At 71.2% G+C, this 16,381-nt stretch carries 15 protein-coding genes; 11 read left to right on the forward strand and 4 right to left on the reverse strand.

The features are described from left to right. Positions 1 to 107: 107 nt before the first annotated feature. Positions 108 to 407, forward strand: coding sequence for an AzlD family protein (locus R9Z33_RS24380; RefSeq protein ID WP_318649179.1), 300 nt, complete (start codon positions 108 to 110; stop codon positions 405 to 407). On the opposite strand, the gene R9Z33_RS24385 is transcribed toward R9Z33_RS24380, so the two are convergent. Beyond that, positions 382 to 2,700: a mechanosensitive ion channel domain-containing protein gene (locus R9Z33_RS24385; protein WP_318649180.1), complete on the reverse strand. Its 2,319-nt coding sequence runs from the start codon at positions 2,698 to 2,700 to the stop codon at positions 382 to 384. The two genes, R9Z33_RS24380 and R9Z33_RS24385, sit on opposite strands and share 26 nt — an antisense overlap. Before the next feature lie 76 nt (positions 2,701 to 2,776). Between R9Z33_RS24385 and R9Z33_RS24390 the strand changes: the two genes are divergently transcribed. The 4 genes from R9Z33_RS24390 to R9Z33_RS24405 all read left to right on the forward strand — a co-directional run bounded on the left by R9Z33_RS24390 (position 2,777) and on the right by R9Z33_RS24405 (position 7,433). Continuing rightward, positions 2,777 to 3,982, forward strand: coding sequence for an MFS transporter (locus tag R9Z33_RS24390; protein ID WP_318649181.1), 1,206 nt, complete (start codon positions 2,777 to 2,779; stop codon positions 3,980 to 3,982). A gap of 7 nt (positions 3,983 to 3,989) precedes the next feature. Next, positions 3,990 to 4,181, forward strand: coding sequence for a twin transmembrane helix small protein (locus R9Z33_RS24395; protein ID WP_318649182.1), 192 nt, complete (start codon positions 3,990 to 3,992; stop codon positions 4,179 to 4,181). 106 nt (positions 4,182 to 4,287) lie between these two features. After that, on the forward strand, positions 4,288 to 5,853 hold the full coding sequence (locus tag R9Z33_RS24400; RefSeq protein WP_318649183.1) for an ABC transporter substrate-binding protein: 1,566 nt from the start codon (positions 4,288 to 4,290) through the stop codon (positions 5,851 to 5,853). A 5-nt stretch (positions 5,854 to 5,858) separates the two neighbouring features. Then, a complete protein-coding gene (locus R9Z33_RS24405; RefSeq protein WP_318649184.1) occupies positions 5,859 to 7,433 on the forward strand; it encodes a GMC family oxidoreductase in 1,575 nt (524 codons plus the stop codon). On the opposite strand, the gene R9Z33_RS24410 is transcribed toward R9Z33_RS24405, so the two are convergent. Beyond that, positions 7,430 to 7,810, reverse strand: a complete 381-nt coding sequence (locus tag R9Z33_RS24410) for a hypothetical protein (RefSeq protein WP_318649185.1) — start codon at positions 7,808 to 7,810, stop codon at positions 7,430 to 7,432. The two genes, R9Z33_RS24405 and R9Z33_RS24410, sit on opposite strands and share 4 nt — an antisense overlap. A 319-nt stretch (positions 7,811 to 8,129) precedes the next feature. On the opposite strand from R9Z33_RS24410, the gene R9Z33_RS24415 reads away from it, so the two are divergent. Then, the gene (locus R9Z33_RS24415) at positions 8,130 to 9,464 is read left to right on the forward strand and encodes a transglycosylase SLT domain-containing protein (protein ID WP_318649186.1); all 1,335 of its coding nucleotides are present in this window, start codon (positions 8,130 to 8,132) and stop codon (positions 9,462 to 9,464) included. A 20-nt stretch (positions 9,465 to 9,484) separates the two neighbouring features. Here the strand turns inward: R9Z33_RS24415 and R9Z33_RS24420 are convergent, their stop codons facing one another. Continuing rightward, the gene (locus R9Z33_RS24420; RefSeq protein ID WP_318649187.1) at positions 9,485 to 10,336 is read right to left on the reverse strand and encodes a prephenate dehydratase; all 852 of its coding nucleotides are present in this window, start codon (positions 10,334 to 10,336) and stop codon (positions 9,485 to 9,487) included. After that, positions 10,333 to 11,067: a 3-deoxy-manno-octulosonate cytidylyltransferase gene (locus R9Z33_RS24425; protein ID WP_318649188.1), complete on the reverse strand. Its 735-nt coding sequence runs from the start codon at positions 11,065 to 11,067 to the stop codon at positions 10,333 to 10,335. The genes R9Z33_RS24420 and R9Z33_RS24425 overlap by 4 nt, the downstream gene beginning before the upstream one ends. 143 nt (positions 11,068 to 11,210) lie before the next feature. Between R9Z33_RS24425 and R9Z33_RS24430 the strand changes: the two genes are divergently transcribed. From R9Z33_RS24430 to R9Z33_RS24450, 5 genes are all read left to right on the forward strand, one after another. Next, positions 11,211 to 11,750: a c-type cytochrome gene (locus R9Z33_RS24430; protein WP_318649189.1), complete on the forward strand. Its 540-nt coding sequence runs from the start codon at positions 11,211 to 11,213 to the stop codon at positions 11,748 to 11,750. A 14-nt stretch (positions 11,751 to 11,764) separates the two neighbouring features. Next, a complete protein-coding gene (gene hisN, locus R9Z33_RS24435; RefSeq protein ID WP_318649190.1) occupies positions 11,765 to 12,523 on the forward strand; it encodes a histidinol-phosphatase in 759 nt (252 codons plus the stop codon). Positions 12,524 to 12,567: 44 nt separating this feature from the next. Beyond that, a complete protein-coding gene (locus R9Z33_RS24440; protein ID WP_318649191.1) occupies positions 12,568 to 14,397 on the forward strand; it encodes an extracellular solute-binding protein in 1,830 nt (609 codons plus the stop codon). A 160-nt stretch (positions 14,398 to 14,557) separates the two neighbouring features. Continuing rightward, entirely contained in the window at positions 14,558 to 15,655 is a 1,098-nt protein-coding gene (locus R9Z33_RS24445; protein WP_318649192.1) for a microcin C ABC transporter permease YejB, read from the forward strand. After that, positions 15,652 to 16,380: a DUF3891 family protein gene (locus R9Z33_RS24450; RefSeq protein ID WP_318649193.1), complete on the forward strand. Its 729-nt coding sequence runs from the start codon at positions 15,652 to 15,654 to the stop codon at positions 16,378 to 16,380. The genes R9Z33_RS24445 and R9Z33_RS24450 overlap by 4 nt, the downstream gene beginning before the upstream one ends. The last annotated feature ends 1 nt before the right edge of the window (position 16,381 follow it).

The raw sequence follows: 16,381 nt of genomic DNA on the forward strand, positions 1-16,381 counted from the left end.
CGGGCGCGTTCCGGCAATGGGGGGCGCGGGTTCACAACCGCACCGAAGCCGGGCACAAGCGGGGGCCCGATCCAAGCTGGCCGGGGCCGAGTTTCAGGGGCCTGGAAATGTCTCTCCGTTGGGACGTGGTGCTGGCCATCTTGGGCATGGCGCTCGCCACCTACCTGCTGCGCGCGGGCGGCTACGCCCTGCTGCGCGCCTTCCGCCCGCCGCCCTTCGTGACCTCCATGCTGGGGCACATGCCGGGCTGCATCTTCGTGGCCTTCGTCACGCCCGCGCTGGTGACCGGCGGCTGGCCCAGCCTGCTGGCGGCCGCCGCCGTCACCGGCATCATGATCGGCACGCGCAGCTACATGCTGGCGATCCTGGGGGGTGTGGCCGTCATCTGGCTGTCGCGGCTGGCGTAGGCGTCACGGGCTGGGCCGCCGCCTTCACCGCCGCGTAGAGCGGGATGCCCGCCGCGTCGCAATGCTGCTTCACGCGCCGGTTCAGTTCGCGCCCCACCGCCCAGCGGCGGGCGGGCGGCGTCATCACGCGGGCGCGCAGGATCACGCCAGCATCCGTCATCTTGTCCACGCCCAGCACCTCGAGCGGCGCCAGCAATTGCGGCGCCCAGGCCTCATCCTCGCGCATGCTCTCGCCCACCTGGCGCAGCATCATCACCGCCTGGTCCGTATCCGCGCCGTAGTCGAGGGCGAGGTCGAGCACGGCATAGCCGAAGTCGCGCGTCTGGTTCGTCACCGTCGTCACCGCGCTGAAGGGCACGATATGGACCGAGCCATCCACGGCACGCAGCCGGATGGAGCGGATGGAGAGCTCCTCCACCGTGCCGGACAGGCCGCCGACGGTGATGGTGTCGCCCACCGCCACCGCATCCTCCAGCAGCAGGAAGATGCCGGTGATGACGTCGCGCACCAGCGTCTGGCTGCCAAAGCCGATGGCGAGGCCGAGCACGCCGGCACCGGCCAGCAGGGGCGCCACGTTGATGCCGATCTCGGTCAGCAGCGTCAGGCCGACGATGACGAGAAGCAGCGCGCCGAGCGCGGTCCGCAGCATGGGCAGCAGCGTGCGCACCCGGGCCGAGCGCGCGGCCGAGCCATCCTTCGGCAGCCGCGCCAGGTGCCGCTGGATGGCGGCGTTCGCCCCCTCCCAGATGAGCAGCGCCACGACGAGCGTGATGCCGATGCTGGTGGCGCCCGAGATCAGCCGCCCGCCCCAGCGCCCGCTGCCGAACCAGGAGAGGGAGCCAAGCCCCCAGGCCTCCAGCAGCAGCACGACACTGCCGGCGGTGATGACGGCGGAGATCAGCGTGCGCAGCGCGGGCAGGTAGCGGTTCGCGCGCTGCTCCAGCCCGGGATAGCGGATCGAGAGGTCGGCGCTGATGCGGAAGAGCCGGTCCAGCAGCCGGCGCATGCCCTCATCCAGCAGCTTGCCGCCGATGATGATGCCGATGGTGGCGAGCGAGGCCTCGGCCAGACGCTCGAAGCCGCGGTCGATCTCCAGCGCCCAGACCGTCCAGGCGGCCAGCAGCCACATGATGATGGCCACATGCCAGGCCTCGGCCAGGCGCGAGCGCGCGGCGCGCATGAGGGCGCGGCTGCGCGTCGGCACGTCGCCCTCCTTGAGGTCCGGCGCGTCGAGCAGGGTGGCGACGGTGGCGCGGTTCTGCAGCACGATCTGCGCCACCAGCAGCGAGAGCACGAGCAGGCCGAGGCGCCAGATGCTCTCATAGGCGCCCTGCGGCAGGCCGAAGAGCATCGCGACCTCCGCCGTCGCGTAGAAGGTGACGCCGGTCAGCGCGAGGCGGCGGATCCAGAGCGTGGCATAGGCCGCCGTCTCGTCGTCGCAGCGGATCAGCCGGAGGCGCGTGAGGCCGGGCGCGAAGACCAGGCGGCCTGCCGCCATCACGGCGCGGGCGGCCATGTAGGCGAAGGTCACGGCCTCCATCACCAGACGGTTGGAGGGCCAGATGGCGAAGGTGCCGATGATGGCGAGCGCGGTCGCGCCAAAGCCCAGGATGGGCACGAGGTCGAGCCCGAGATGGCCCAGCATGTAGGGCAGCCGGCGCAATCCCTGGAGCGGCCCCTGCACCGCCATGCCGCGGCTCTCCAGCCAACCATTGGGCCGCTTCATGAGCCAGCGCAGCAGGCGCTCCGTCGCCATGCCGGCGAGCAGCACGAGGGCGAGCTTCCAGGCCAGCGCCAAGACCTGGGTCTGCAGCGCCTCATCCGTCACCAGCCGCTCGAACCAGGCGCGGATCAGGCCGAGCTCGGCGGCGGCGGAGAGGGTCGTCCAGGCCTGGACCAGGAACTGGCCGACGCGGCTGGCGATGCCGACGACGATGTCGGCCGGGGCGGAGATCACCTCCTCGGGCGTCGGCGCGTCCGCCTCGGGCGCGGCGGGTGCGCCGGTGGTGGCCTCCAGCGCGCGGATCAGCGCGCCGCGGCGCGCCTCGTCGCGCAGGATCTCGAGCAGGGCGCCGAGCTCGGGCGTGGGCGCGGGGGCGGCGGCAGGCGCGGCGGCCGCTTGCGGCTGGGCCGGGGCTGGTGCCGGCGCTGGTGCCGGCGCTGGGGCCTGCAGTGCCGCGGCGGCCGGGCGCGGCGCCGCGGGTGCCGCCGTCTGGCCTCCCGTCTGGCCTCCCGTCTGGGCCAGCGCGAGGGGCGAGAGCAGCAGCAGCAGGGGAAGGGCGCGGAGCATCATGCTGCCTGCTTTCCGCGCAGATTCCGCCCGGGTCAAGTTGCCTCGCCGCAGCGCAGCATGCACCATATGGAAATTCATGCGCGCTTCGCCCTCCATCTGGCTCATCATGCTGGCCCTTCTGGGCACCCATATGGCGGGAATGGGCGCTTTCCTGACGGTGCCCGTCCTGGCGCCCGCGATCGCGGCCGAGACCGGGCTTTCCGCCAGCCTCGCCGGCATCCACACGGCGCTGGTCTATGCCGGTGCGCTGTTTTCGGGACCGGTCACCCAGGGGCTTCTGCTGCGACATGGCGGCGTGCGCGTCTGCCAGGGCGCGCTGGTCGTGGTGGCGGCGGGGATCGCCCTGGCGGCCATCGGGCATCCCGTTGCGCTGCTGTTCTCCGCGCTATTGGCCGGGCTTGGCCATGGGCCGATCACGCCCGCGGGAAGCCATCTGCTGGCGCCGCGCACGCCGCCGCGCATCCGCAGCCTCGTCTTCGGCCTCAAGCAATGCGGGGTGCCGGCCGGTGCCATGATGGTGGCGGCGGTCGCGCCCATCCTCGCCATCCACCATGGCTGGCGTGCGGCGGTGCTGGCGATGGCGGCCTTCTCCCTCCTGCTGGCGCTGGCCCTGCAACCGCTGCGCGCGGCGCTCGACACCGACCGCGCGGGCCCCGGGGCCGGGGCGCTGCGCCCCTGGCAGGATGCGAAGTCGAGCCTTTCCATCCTGCGCGATGATGCCCGCATCCGCGCGCTGACCTTCGCCGCCTCCAGCTATGGCATCGCGCAGTTCTGCTTCGGCTCCTTCTTCGTGGTCTGGCAGGTGCAGGTGATGGGGGCGGGGCTGGAGCAGGCGGGCCTCATGCTCGCCCTCGCCCAGGGCAGCGGCGTCGCGGGTCGCATCGCCTGGGCGCTGATCGCGGACCGCATCGGCGCGGCCCCGGTGCTGCTGGCGCTCGGCCTCGCCATCGGCGGCGCCTGCGGGCTGCTGGCGCTGGCCGGGCCCGGCTGGCCTTCGCTCATCATCGCCGTGGTCGCGGTTGCCATGGGCGCCTCGGCCGTGGGCTGGAACGGGGTGATGCTGAGCGAGGTGGCGCGCGTCGCCCCCGCCGGCCGCGTCGGCGCGGCGACGGCCGCGCTCGGATTCGTCTTTGCCGGCGTGATGATCGTGGCCCCCACGCTCTTCTCGGCCCTGGTGCTGACCACGGGCGGCTTCGCGCTCGGCTTCGCGCTCTGCGGCCTGGCGGGGCTGGCCGGCGCGGCGGCGCTGGCCCGGTTGCGCTTCGCGCGGCCCGCCCCATGATGGGGTCATGCAGACCTTCCTCACCATTCTCGTCGCCCTCGCCATGCTGGCGACACTCGGCGTCCTGTTCGCCGGGCTGATCGGCATGGCGCGAGGCGTGAGCGGCGCCACCTCGCAGAAGCTGATGCGCTATCGCGTGCTGCTGCAGGGCGCCGCGCTCGTGCTCTTCGCGCTGCTCATGCTCAGCCTGAAGGGCTAGGCCTGGCCCGGGCGCGCGGCGGATGAAGCGAACTTAATCTCGCGGCCCTTGGCGTCGGATGCAGCCGAAACATAGGCTGCCTGCTGCATCGCAGCAGGAGATCCGGATGGCGCGTCGTTCCCTCGGTCGTTGGCTGGCCCTTCTTCTCCTCGGCGGCATCGGCCTCGCGCCCAGCGCGCCGCGCGCCCAGACCCTGACCGCGGTGCTGGAGGCCGAGGTCGTCACGCTCGATCCGCATTTCACCACCGCCTATATCAGCCGCACCTTCGGCTACATGGTCTTCGACACACTCTTCGGCATGGACCGCTCGGGCACCCCGCGGCCGCAGATGGTGGAGAGCTGGACCACCTCGCCCGATGGGCTCACCTGGCGCTTCACCCTGCGCGAGGGGCTGCTCTGGCACGATGGCACGCCCGTCACCGCCGCCGATTGCGTCGCCTCCCTCCGCCGCTGGGCGCCGCGCAGCGCGCTCGGCGCGCGCCTCCTCGCCGCCACCGCCAGCATCGAGGCGAATGACGCCCGCAGCTTCACGTTGACGCTGAAGGAGTCCTACGGCCTGGTGCTCGAGACGCTCGGCACGGCCGCCTCGCCCGGCCCCTTCATGCTGCCCGAGCGCCTGGCCCGCACGCCCGGCACCGAGCGCATCACCGAGATCATCGGCTCCGGCCCCTTCATGTATCGCCGCGAGGATCACCGCCCGGGCGACCGCATGCTGCTGCGCCGCAACCCCCGCTACAATTCGCGGCCCGAGCCCAATGACCTCTTCGCCGGCGGCAAGCCCGTGCGGATCGAGGCGCTGGAGCTGCGCGTGGTGCCGGACGGCCTGACCGCCGCCAACGCCATCCAGGCGGGCGAGGTGGACTACATGCAGTATGCGCCCTTCGACCTGCTGCCACGCCTGGAGCGCGACCGCCGGGTGCGCGTGCTGGGCTTCACCGGCCTCGACACCTTCACTGGCCACTACCGCACCAATGCGGCCACTGGCCCCTTCTCGGACCCCGCCATCCGCCGCGTGCTGCTGCGCCTGGTGGACCAGGCCGAGGTGATGGCGGCCTTCGGCCTCTCCTCCCAATACCAGCGCACCTGCCCCGCCATCTTCGTCTGCGGCGGCCCCTACGAGACCGCCGTCGGCAGCGAGGTGGCGCGCGACCCCTCCATCGAGGCCGCCCGCGCCGCGCTGCGCGCCACCAGCTACAATGGCGAGCCGGTGATCGTGATGGTGGCCAATGATCTGGAGGCCGCGCGCATCTCCTCGGAAGTGCTGGCCAACCGCATGCGGCAGGCCGGCTTCAACGTGGACATGCAGGTGATGGACTGGGCCTCGCTGCTCGCCCGCCGCACCCGGCGCGACGGCTGGCATGTGTTCGGCGTGCACGCCATCGGCATCGACCTGCAATCGCCGATCACCAACCCCTTCGTGGCCTTCACCTGCTCCGGCATTCCGGCCAGCGGCTATCACTGCAACGAGCGGCTGACGGCGCTGTTCGACGCCTTCACCAAGGCGCCCGACCAAGCGGCCCGCATGCGCCTGATCGAGGAGATGCAGCGGCTGATCTACAGCGAGGTCATCACCCTGCCCTGGGGCCAGTTCGCCCAGCCGGCGCTGCATCGCGCCAATCTGCGCAACCTCGTGCCCTCGGCCATCCCGGTCTTCTGGAACGTGGAGAAGTAGCGCCCGTGTATGACGTGATCGTGGTGGGCGCCGGTTCGGCCGGCGCCCCGCTGGCCGCGCGACTCTCCGAGGATGGCCACCGCCGGGTGCTGCTGCTGGAGGCCGGGCGCGACTGGCGCTCGGCCGAGGCGCCGCATGCGCTGCGCAGCGCCAACATCATCCCCTTCATGCATGACCCCGCGCACCAGGCCCAATGGCAATGGCCGGGGCTGATGACGCGCCGCACCGCCGCCCAGGCGCCCAAATTCTATTGGCGCGGCAAGGCGCTGGGCGGCTCCTCCGCCGTGAACGCCCAGATCGCCATCCGTGGCGTTCCCGCCGCCTTCGACGCCTGGGCCGAGGCCGGCTGCGAAGGCTGGGCGGCCAGCGACGTGCTGCCCCTCTTCGACGCCATCGAGGATGACGCCGATACGGGCGTGGCGCCCGGCATCCGCCGGGGCGGCCCGCTGCCGGTCTTCCGCATGCCGGTCCCGGAATGGGGTGCGGTGGATCTCGCCCTGCGCGACGCCGCGCTGGCCGAGGGCTACCCCTGGAAGCCCGACCTCAACGCGCCCGAGGGCGAGGGGATTTCCTGCAACCCGATCAACCTCCGGGGCGGGCTGCGCGTCACCACCAATGATGGCTACCTGGAACCCGCGCGCGGCCGCGCGAACCTCACCATCCGGGGCGGCGCGCTGGTGGACCGCATCCTCTTCGAGGGCAATCGCGCCCGCGCCGTCCGCGTGCGCTTCGGCGATGCCTGGGAGGAGATCGCGGGCCGCGAGATCGTGCTTTGCGCCGGCGCCATCCACAGCCCGACCATCCTGATGCGCTCGGGCCTTGGCCCCGCCGCCGCGCTGAAGGCGCTCGGCATCGCGGTCCAGCAGGACCTGCCACATGTCGGGCGGAACCTGATGGACCACCCCATCCTGCGCGCCAGCCTCGCGCTCAAGCCCGAGCATCGCGCGAGGGGCGCCGATGCGCGCCACACCAATTGCTGCCTGACCTACTCGAGCCGCCTCGCCGGGGGCGGCGAGCGCGACATGATCATGATCGCCTACAACCATCGCGGCCTGGGCGAAGGCGCCGAGCCCGCGCCGGGCGGGGCCGTGGGCGTGGCGCTCTATGACGCCTTCTCGCGCGGGGAGCTGCGCCTCGCCTCGGCCGATCCCGAGGCCCAGCCGGAAGTGGATGAGAACATGCTGGCCGACCCGCGCGACCGGCTGCGCCTGCGCGACGGCGTGCGGCGCCTCGCGCGCCTCACCGCGCGCGACCCGCTGACGCGGCTGGCCGAGGGCATCACCTTCGGCGAAAGCGGCCTCACCATGCCCGAGGCCGCCGCCCTGCCGGATGACGACCTGGACGCGATCATGCTGGCCGAAGCGAGCGACATCCAGCACGCCGCCGGCACCTGCCGCATGACCGCCCATGAGGATCCGCGCGGCGTGGTGGACCCCGACCTGCGGGTGCGCGGCGTGGAGGGGCTGCGCGTGGCCGATGCCTCCATCATGCCGACGGATTGCCGGGCCAACCTGCACTTCACCTGCGTGATGATCGGCGAGAACCTGGCGCGGCGGATGCGCGCCGAAGCGGCGGGTTAGGCGCCGCTCAGGTCGCGCGCCAGCACCGGCCGCGGGCCGGGGGTGAGGCGCACGCGTTGGCCCGCGCGCAGCCAGGGTTCGGCGGGCTGGATCAGCGTCACGTCGCGGTTGCCGCGCTCCAGCCGCACCACGACCTCGACGGCATTGGCCTCCGGGCTGCCGGCACCGCGTGCGGCCCCCACCACCTGGGAGACGAGGCGCAGCCGCGGTTCGCCCGGCGGCGTGGCGGGCAGCGGGCGCGTGCCGAGGACGGTGCCCCGTTCGAAGGCCGGTTCCGCCACCGCCTCGACCGGCGCCGCGGCCTCGGGCGCGGCCCCGCCGCATCCGGCCAGGGCCAGGCCGAGAGGGAGAAGCAGAAGGCATCGCAGGTGTGGCATGCCTCCCTTGTAGAGCATGCGGGGCGGGCGCGAAATCACCATGCGGGCGCTGAATCAAGCCGTGAATCACGGCGTGAATCATCCGGGTAATATCCGCGCCATCCGGCAGCCCGCCACAGGAATGTCGTCTTTGCTTGATTTGAGGGAGGGGCTGGCGTTATGAGTCCCCCGTCCCCGGTCGTCTTGCCGCAGGGACATTCGCTGCTGCGTTCCGCGCCATGGGGGTGGTTCGGGGCATCTCTTCAGCGGTGAAGCAAGGGGGAGTTTCCACAGGATGGCCCAGTCGTTTTTGGGGCGCAGCAAGGCGTTGAGCCGGCCCTTGGCCGCAATCTCGGTGCTTTGCCTTCTGGCGGCCTGCGCGCAGACGCCGACCGCGCCCACCCGCTCCGCCAGCGTCACGCGCGGCAGCTATGATCCGCCCGGCCCGCCCAGCGACCCCTGGGGCCCCTGGATCCGCGAGGCCTCCCGCCGCTTCGACGTGCCCGAGCGCTGGATCCGCGAGGTGATGCGCCAGGAATCTGGCGGCCGCGCCGGCGCCACCTCGCCGGTCGGCGCCATGGGCCTCATGCAGGTCATGCCCGGCACCTACCGTGAATTGCAGCGCCGCCACGACCTGGGTGACGACCCCTATCACCCCTACGACAACCTGATGGCCGGCACGGCTTATATCCGCCAGATGTATGAGCTCTACGGCTCGCCCGCCTTCCTGGCCGCCTATAATGCAGGGCCACGCCGGCTGGAGAACTACCTCTACAACAACCAGGGCCTGCCGGCGGAGACGCGCAACTACGTCGCCCGCGTCGGGCCCCGCGTCATCACCAGCAGCCCGGTCCGCCGCGCCCCGCCGGAGATCTACGCGGCCGGCGAGATTCCGCTGAACGTGCCGCAAGGCCCGCGCCGCATGGACGCGGCCACCCGCACCGCCCTGGCCGAACAGCGCCAGATCCGCGAGCAGAACGCCCAATTCGCCGCCCTGCCCCCGGCCGAGCCCAGCGCCGCGCCGGTCCGCATGGCCGCCGCCGCACCGCCGCCGCCCGTCACCGCCAGCGGCGGCAGCTTCATCGCCCGGGGCGGCGTGGTCGCGATGGAACCCATCGCCGACGGCTCGACGCCCGAGGGCGCCGCGCGCCTGGCCGAGAGCGCCACGCGCAGCACGCCCATCGAAGGCGAGCCGACGGCGGATGGCCGCATCATCGTGGCCCGCATGGACCCGATCCCCGATGGCTCGACGCCCGAGGGCGCAGCCCGCCTGGCCGAAAGCACGGGCCGTCGTGAGCCGCCACCGCTGACGGCCCCCAGCCGTGCGCCCGTGGCGGCGCAGCCGCTGGCCCAGCCGCAGCGCGCCTTCGGCCTGATCAGCACGGCCCAGGCCGGCACGCTGCCGGCCGGCTTCCGCCCCGGCGCAACGCCCCCCTCGCCCGGCGGCTGGGGCGTTCAGGTCGGCGCCTTCAGCTCCCCCGAACTGGCGCGCCAGGCGGCCCAGGCGGCGCAAAGCAGCGTGGGTGGCCGCGTGCAGGTAACGCCGGTGCAGGTCGGCCGCGGCACGCTGTTCCGCGCCCGCGTCACTGGCCTGACCCAGGCCAGCGCGCAGCAGGCCTGCGATCGGCTGCGCAGCCGCAGCGGCTGCAACACGCTTTCGCCCGGCCAGCTCTGATGGCGTGAAGGAAGGGCGGGTTACCGCCCTTCATGCGCCAGCCGGAACGGGCTGGCGGGATAGGTGCCGAGCACGCGAAGCTCGCGCGAGAAGTAGCGCAGCTCCTCAAGTGCCCGGAACAGGCCGGGCTCGTCCGGGTGGCCATCCACGTCGCAGAGGAATTGCGTGGCGGTGAAGGCGCCGTCGAGCATGTAGCTCTCCAGCTTCGTCATGTTCACGCCATTGGTCGCGAAGCCGCCCAGCGCCTTGTAGAGCGCGGCCGGCATGTTGCGGACGCGGAAGACGAAGGTCGTCACCGGGTGCGGCACCTCCTGCGCGGGGGGCAGCTTGCGCTCACGCGACATGACGTAGAAGCGCGTGGTGTTGTGCGAGGCGTCCTCGACATTGCGGCGCAGGATCTCGAGGCCGTACACCTCGGCCGCCAGTTCGCTCGCGACCGCCGCGTCCTCCAGCGTGCCCTCGCGGGCGATCAGCTCGGCCGCACCCGCCGTATCGGCCTGGATCACGGGGGTGAGCGACAGCTCCTTGATGACCTTCAGCACCTGGCCCAGCGCCATCGGGTGGCTGTGCGCGCGGCGGATGCCCGCGAGCTTGGCGCCCGGGCGGGCCAGCAGGCAGTGCTCCACCCGCTCGAAATGCTCGCCGATCACGGAGAGGCCCGATTCGGGCAGCAGGCGATGGATGTCCGGCACGCGACCGGCCAGCGAATTCTCGCAGGGCAGCATGGCGAGGTCCGCTCGGCCGTCCCGCACAGCCGCCATCGCCGCCTCGAAGCTCGGGCAGGGCAGCGTGGTCCAGCCGGGATAGGCGTGCCGGCAGGCGAGGTCGGAATAGGCGCCAGGAACCCCCTGGAAGGCGATGATCTGGTTCATGATGTTCCCAAGAGATGGCGGGCCCGTTCGAGATCCTCGGGCGTGTCCACGCCGAAGGGGCCATGTTCGACGCGCGCGGCGCCGATCCGCATGCCGGCCTCCAGCGCGCGTAGCTGCTCCAGCTTCTCGCGCCGCTCGAGCGGCGATTCGGGCAGGCGGACGAAGCGGTCCAGCGCCGCGCGCCGATAGGCATAGACGCCGATATGGTGCCAGCGCGGCCCCTCCCCCCAGGGGATGGGGTTGCGGCTGAAATAGAGCGCGGGCGCGACCTCCGCCCCGTCCGGGAAGGCGCAGGCGGCCTTCACGAAGGAGGCGGTGTTGGCCTCCTTCTCGTCGGCGATGGGGCAGACCAGCGTGCCGATCTCCACCGCCTTGTCGGCCAGCGGCTTGAGCACGGACCAGAGCAGGTTGGGCTCGAGCGTCGGGAAATCGCCCTGCAGGTTCACCACGATGTCGTGCGCGCCGAAGGGGTCGAGCTGGGCGAGCGCGCGGTGGATGCGGTCCGTGCCGCTCGGAACGTCATCCGCCACCAGAACGGCGCGGCCGCCCGCGGCCTCCACCGCCTGCACGATCTCGGGCTCGCCGGCGGCGACCGCGACGGGGCCGATCCCGGCCTCCTTCGCCCGCTCCAGCACATGCAGGATCATCGGCCGGCCGGCGATCTCCGCGAGCGGCTTGCCCGGCAGCCGGGTGGCCGCCATGCGGGCGGGGATGATGATGATGGGGTTCACGCTGAAATCCGTGGGTGAAACGAGGGCCGGGGACGGTTGATGCGGCGCAGCACCGCCTGTATGGAAGTCTACGAATAAGTCAGGGGACGGCATCGCGCAAACAGCGCCCAAGCCGCCCAGTCGTTGAGAAGGGTCTGCTCGGCATGAGCCTGGAAGCCAATAAGATTTTCGCGGCCGTCCTCACCGCCGGCGTCACCTTCATGAGTGCCGGCGTGATCGGTGGCCTGGTGGTGCACCCGCACAAGCTGGAGCGCTCGGCCATCAGCATCGGCGCCACGCCGCAGACCGCCGCCGCCCCGGCCGCCCCCGCCGCCCCGGCGGTGGAGCCGATCGGGCCGCTGCTCGCCGCCGCGAATGTGGACAATGGCCGTGCGCTGACCGGCCGCCTCTGCGCCTCCTGCCATACCCTCAACGAGGGCGGTCGCGCGGGCGTGGGCCCGAACCTCTGGAACATCGTGAACAACAAGCACGCGCACCAGCCGGGCTTCAACTACAGCGCGGCCAACCGCGCGCTGGCCGACAAGCCCTGGGATTACGAGGCGCTGAACGCCTTCATCGCGGCCCCCAACCGCGCCATGCCCGGCACGCGCATGGGCTTCGCGGGCCTCGCCAATACGGCGCAGCGCGCGGACGTGATCGCCTTCCTCCGCACGCTCTCCGCCAACCCGGCGCCGCTGCCCTGATCTCGCCGGATCTCGTGACGGCAGCGGAAGCCGCCGCTGATCTCGCGGGCGGCATCATTCGCCCGCTCTTCCGCTCGGGCCTGCTGGTGGAAGCCAAGGGCGACGCCTCGCCCGTCACCGAAGCCGACCGCGCCGCCGAGCGCGCACTCCGCGCCTTCCTGACCGAGCGCTTCCCGACCCATGGCATCATGGGCGAGGAGTACGGTACCGAGCGCGGCGACGCCGAATATCTCTGGGTGCTCGACCCCATCGACGGCACCCGCGCCTTCCTCACCGGCCGCCCGCTTTTCGGCACGCTGATCGGCCTGCTGCACAAGGGCCAGCCAGTCCTTGGCCTGATCGACCAGCCGGTGACGCGGGAGCGCTGGATCGGCGTGGCCGGCCAGCCCACGCGCTTCACGAGCCCCATGGGGGGCACGGCGGCCTGCCGGCCTTGCGCCAGTCTCGCCACCGCCGAGCTCTCCTGCACCTCGCCCGACATCTTCGACGCCGCCGGCACCGCCCGCTTCGATCGCGTGCGCCAGGCCGCGCGCCGCGTGACCTGGGGCGGCGATTGCTATGCCTATGGCCTGATCGCCCTCGGCCTGGTGGATGCCGTGGTGGAGGGCACGCTCAAGCCCTGGGACTGGGCGGCACTGGTGCCGGTGATCGAGGGCGCGGGCGGACGGATGACGGATTGGCAGGGCCAAGCCCTCACCCTCCACAGCAAGGGCGAGGTCATCGCGGTGGGGGATGCGGCCCTGCTGCCGGAGATCGTTTCGCTGCTCAGCTGACTTGCAGGTTGCCCTGGGCGCATCGCACCCCCAATCTCTTCCGCATGATGCAACGCCGAGACCTCTTCGCCGCCGGCTTCGGCCTGGTCGCCGCCACCGCCGCCGCGCAAGGCGCGCCGCCGATCCGCACCCACGCGCTCTCGCTGCTGGGAGAACCCGCGCTGCCCGCCGATTTCACCCATTTTCCCTGGGTGAATCCGAACGCGCTGAAGGGCGGCGAGGTCACACTCACCGCGCTCGGCAGCTATGACAGCTTCAACCAGTTCATCCTGCGCGGCACGGCCGCCGTCGGCCTCAACAACCTCTATGACAGCCTGCTGGTGGAAAGCGCCGACGAGGCCAGCACGGAATACGCCCATCTGGCCGAGACCATCGAGATCCCGGCCGACCGCATGGGCGTCACCTTCGAGCTGCGCGAGACTGCCCGCTGGCATGATGGCCGCCCCATCACCGCCGAGGATGTGGCCTGGACCTTCAACACGCTCCGCACCCAGGGCCGCCCGTTCTACCGCGCCTATTGGGGCGATGTGAGCGAGGCCGTCGTCGAGGGTCCGCGCCGCGTGACCTTCCGCTTCCGCACCAACGAGAACCGCGAGCTGGCACTGATCCTCGGCCAGATGTGGATCCTGCCGAAGCATTACTGGGAAGGCCGCGACTTCGCCCGCCCCTCGCTCGATGTGCCGCTCGGCTCCGGTCCCTATCGCGTTGACCGCTTCGAATCCGGCCGCAGCATCGCCTATCGCCGCGTGCCGGATTATTGGGCGGTGAACCTCAACACGCGGCGCGGCACGCAGAATTTCGACGTGATGCGCTACGAATACTTCCGCGACGTGACGGTCGCCTTCGAGGCCTTCAAGGCGGGGCAGATCGACTTCCGCACCGAGAACATCGCCCGCAACTGGGCCACCGGCTACGATTTCCCGGCCGTGCGCCGCGGCCTCGTCAAGCGCGACGAGATCCGCCACCAGCTGCCCACCGGCATGCAGGCCTTCGTGATGAACCTGCGCCGGCCGCTCTTCCAGGATGCGCGCGTGCGCGAAGCCCTGATGCAGGTCTTCGACTATGAGTGGTTGAACGCGAACATCTTCAACGGCGCCTATGCGCGCACCACCAGCTTCTTCTCGAACAGCGAGCTCGCCTCCTCCGGCCTGCCGACCGGCCGCGAGCTGGAAATCCTGACGCCCTTCCGCGCGCAGTTGCCCGAAACCGTCTTCACCACCGAGCACCGGCTGCCCACCACCGATGGCAGCGGCAACAACCGCGACGGCCTGCGCCGCGCGCTCGACCTCATGCGCCAGGCGGGCTGGACCATCCGTGACCGGCGGCTGGTCAACGCCCAGGGGCAGCGCTTCGAATTCGAGATCCTGCTGAACGGCGCCAGCTTCGAGCGCGTGGCCCTGCCTTACGTGCAATGGCTGCAGCGCCTCGGCGTCGAGGCCCGCGTCCGCACGGTGGACCCGGCCCAATACCAGGTGCGCATCGACGCCTTCGACTTCGACATGACCGTGGACGTGATGGGCCAGTCCCTCTCGCCCGGCAACGAGCAGCGCGACTACTTCACCTGCGCCAAGGCTCAGGAAAACGGTTCCCAGAACGTGGCCGGCATTTGCCATCCGGTGATCGACGCGCTGGTCGAACTCGTCATCACCGCACCCGACCGCGAGGAACTCATCCAGCGCACCCGCGCGCTGGATCGCGTGCTGCTGCACAACCACTTCGTCATCCCGCAATGGCACAACCGCGCCTTCTGGATCGCCTTCTGGGACCGCTTCGGCCGGCCGGAACGCAACCCGAAATACGCGCTGGGCTTCGACAGCTGGTGGATCGACCCGGCGCGCGACCGCGCGCTGCAAGAGGCGAAGCGGAGCCTGTGATGGTGGGCACGCGCCTGCGAGGGGGCGCCGCCCCCTCGCGCTCCCCCGCCAGGGATCTTGATCCCTGGACCCTGGGACTTGGTCGCGTGGGGGTAGGGGCCCAAAGTCCCAGGCGGGAGGGTCCGGGAGGGCAGCGCCCTCCCGCGGCGCGCACCCACCCGTGACCGGCTATCTGCTTCGCCGCCTGCTGCTGGTGGTGCCGACGCTGTTCGGCATCATCCTGATCAATTTCGCGGTGATTCAGTTCGCACCGGGCGGTCCGGTCGAGCAGATGATCGCGGAGATTCGCGGCCAGGGTGACACGATGGGCCGCCTGACGGGCGAGGGTGCCAACGAGACTCGCCCGCAGCCGACCTCCACGGCGGAGGGCGGTGGCTCGCAGTATCGCGGGGCGCGCGGGCTCGATCCCGAGGTGGTGAAAGAGATCGAGCGCGCCTTCGGCTTCGACAAGCCGGCGCATGTGCGCTTCGGCGAGATGCTCTGGGGCTATATGCGCTTCGATCTCGGGCGGTCGCTGTTTCGCGATCGGCCGGTCTGGGACCTGGTGGTGGAGAAGCTGCCGGTTTCGATCTCGCTCGGGCTGTGGTCCACGCTGATCATCTATCTGATCTCCATTCCCCTCGGCATCCGCAAGGCGGTGCGGGACGGCACGCGCTTCGATCTGACGACGAGCGCCGTGGTGCTGGTGGGCTATGCGATCCCGGGCTTCCTCTTCGCCATCCTGCTGGTGGTGCTGTTTGCCGGCGGCAGCTTCTTCCAGTGGTTCCCGCTGCGCGGCCTGGTGAGTTCGGGCAGCGAGACCTGGCCCTTCTGGGACCGCGTCTGGGACTATGCCTGGCACATGGTGCTGCCCACCATCACCCTGGTGATCGGCGGCTTCGCCGGGCTGACCATGCTGACGAAGAACTCCTTCCTGGAGGAGATCAACAAGCAGTATGTCGTCACCGCCCGCGCCAAGGGCGCGGCGGAGCGGCGCGTGCTCTATGGGCATGTCTTCCGCAACGCGATGCTCATCATCATCGCGGGGTTTCCGGCGGCCTTCATCGGCATCCTCTTCACCGGCGCGCTGCTGGTGGAGATCATCTTCTCGCTGGACGGGCTCGGCCTGCTCGGCTTCGAGGCGGCGATCCGGCGGGACTACACGGTGATGTTCGGCACGCTCTACATCTTCACCCTGCTCGGGCTCATCATGCAGATCGTCAGCGACTTCACCTATACGCTGGTGGACCCGCGCATTGATTTCGAGAGCAGGCGATGATCCTCTGGTCTCAAGCCGACGGCAGCGTGCTGGCCACGCCGCAACCCGCCCATGCCGTGCTGGCCGGCCAGCTCATGCGCGCACTGGCCGAGCCGCCCGCGCCGCTGGAGCCGGTGGTCAACGCCGCCGCCCAGCATGACTGCGCCTGGATGGAATGGGAGCGCGACCCGGAATTCGACGCCGCGACCGGCCTGCCCCGCCATTTCAATGCGCTCTCCGGCGGCGAGCATGTGCCGATGTGGGAACAGGGCGTGCGCGACGCGCTGGCCAATTGGGGCCTCTGGGCGGGGCTGCTGATCCTGCGCCATGGCAGCCACATCTACCGCCTGGGCATCCTCGGCAACCGCATGGCGCCGAGTGCCGAGAGCCTCGCCGCCATGGAAGGCTACATGGCGCGCGAGAAGGATTGGAGCGCCGAGCTGATGGGCAAGCTCGGCGCGACGGAAGCGCAGGTGACCGCCAACCAGCGCAAGCTTGCCATGGTGGACTCCATCGCTCTCGGCCTCTGCTGGGGGCAGGAGCGTTTCGACTGCAACGGCACCACGCTGATCCGCCGCAGCGCGCGCGTGGCGACGCTGGATCCCTGGCCTCTCGCCATGCCGCGCCTCACGCTGGAGACGGAGACGGTGCATCTGCCCGGCCGCTTCGCCAATGCCGAGGCGATGCGCGCGGGCCTCGCCGCGGCCCCGCGCGAGCGGCTGGTGTTCGAGCTGGAGGCCGCGTGAA

Origin of the sequence: Sediminicoccus rosea (assembly GCF_033547095.1) — a bacterium.
GTDB lineage: Bacteria > Pseudomonadota > Alphaproteobacteria > Acetobacterales > Acetobacteraceae > Roseococcus > Roseococcus rosea.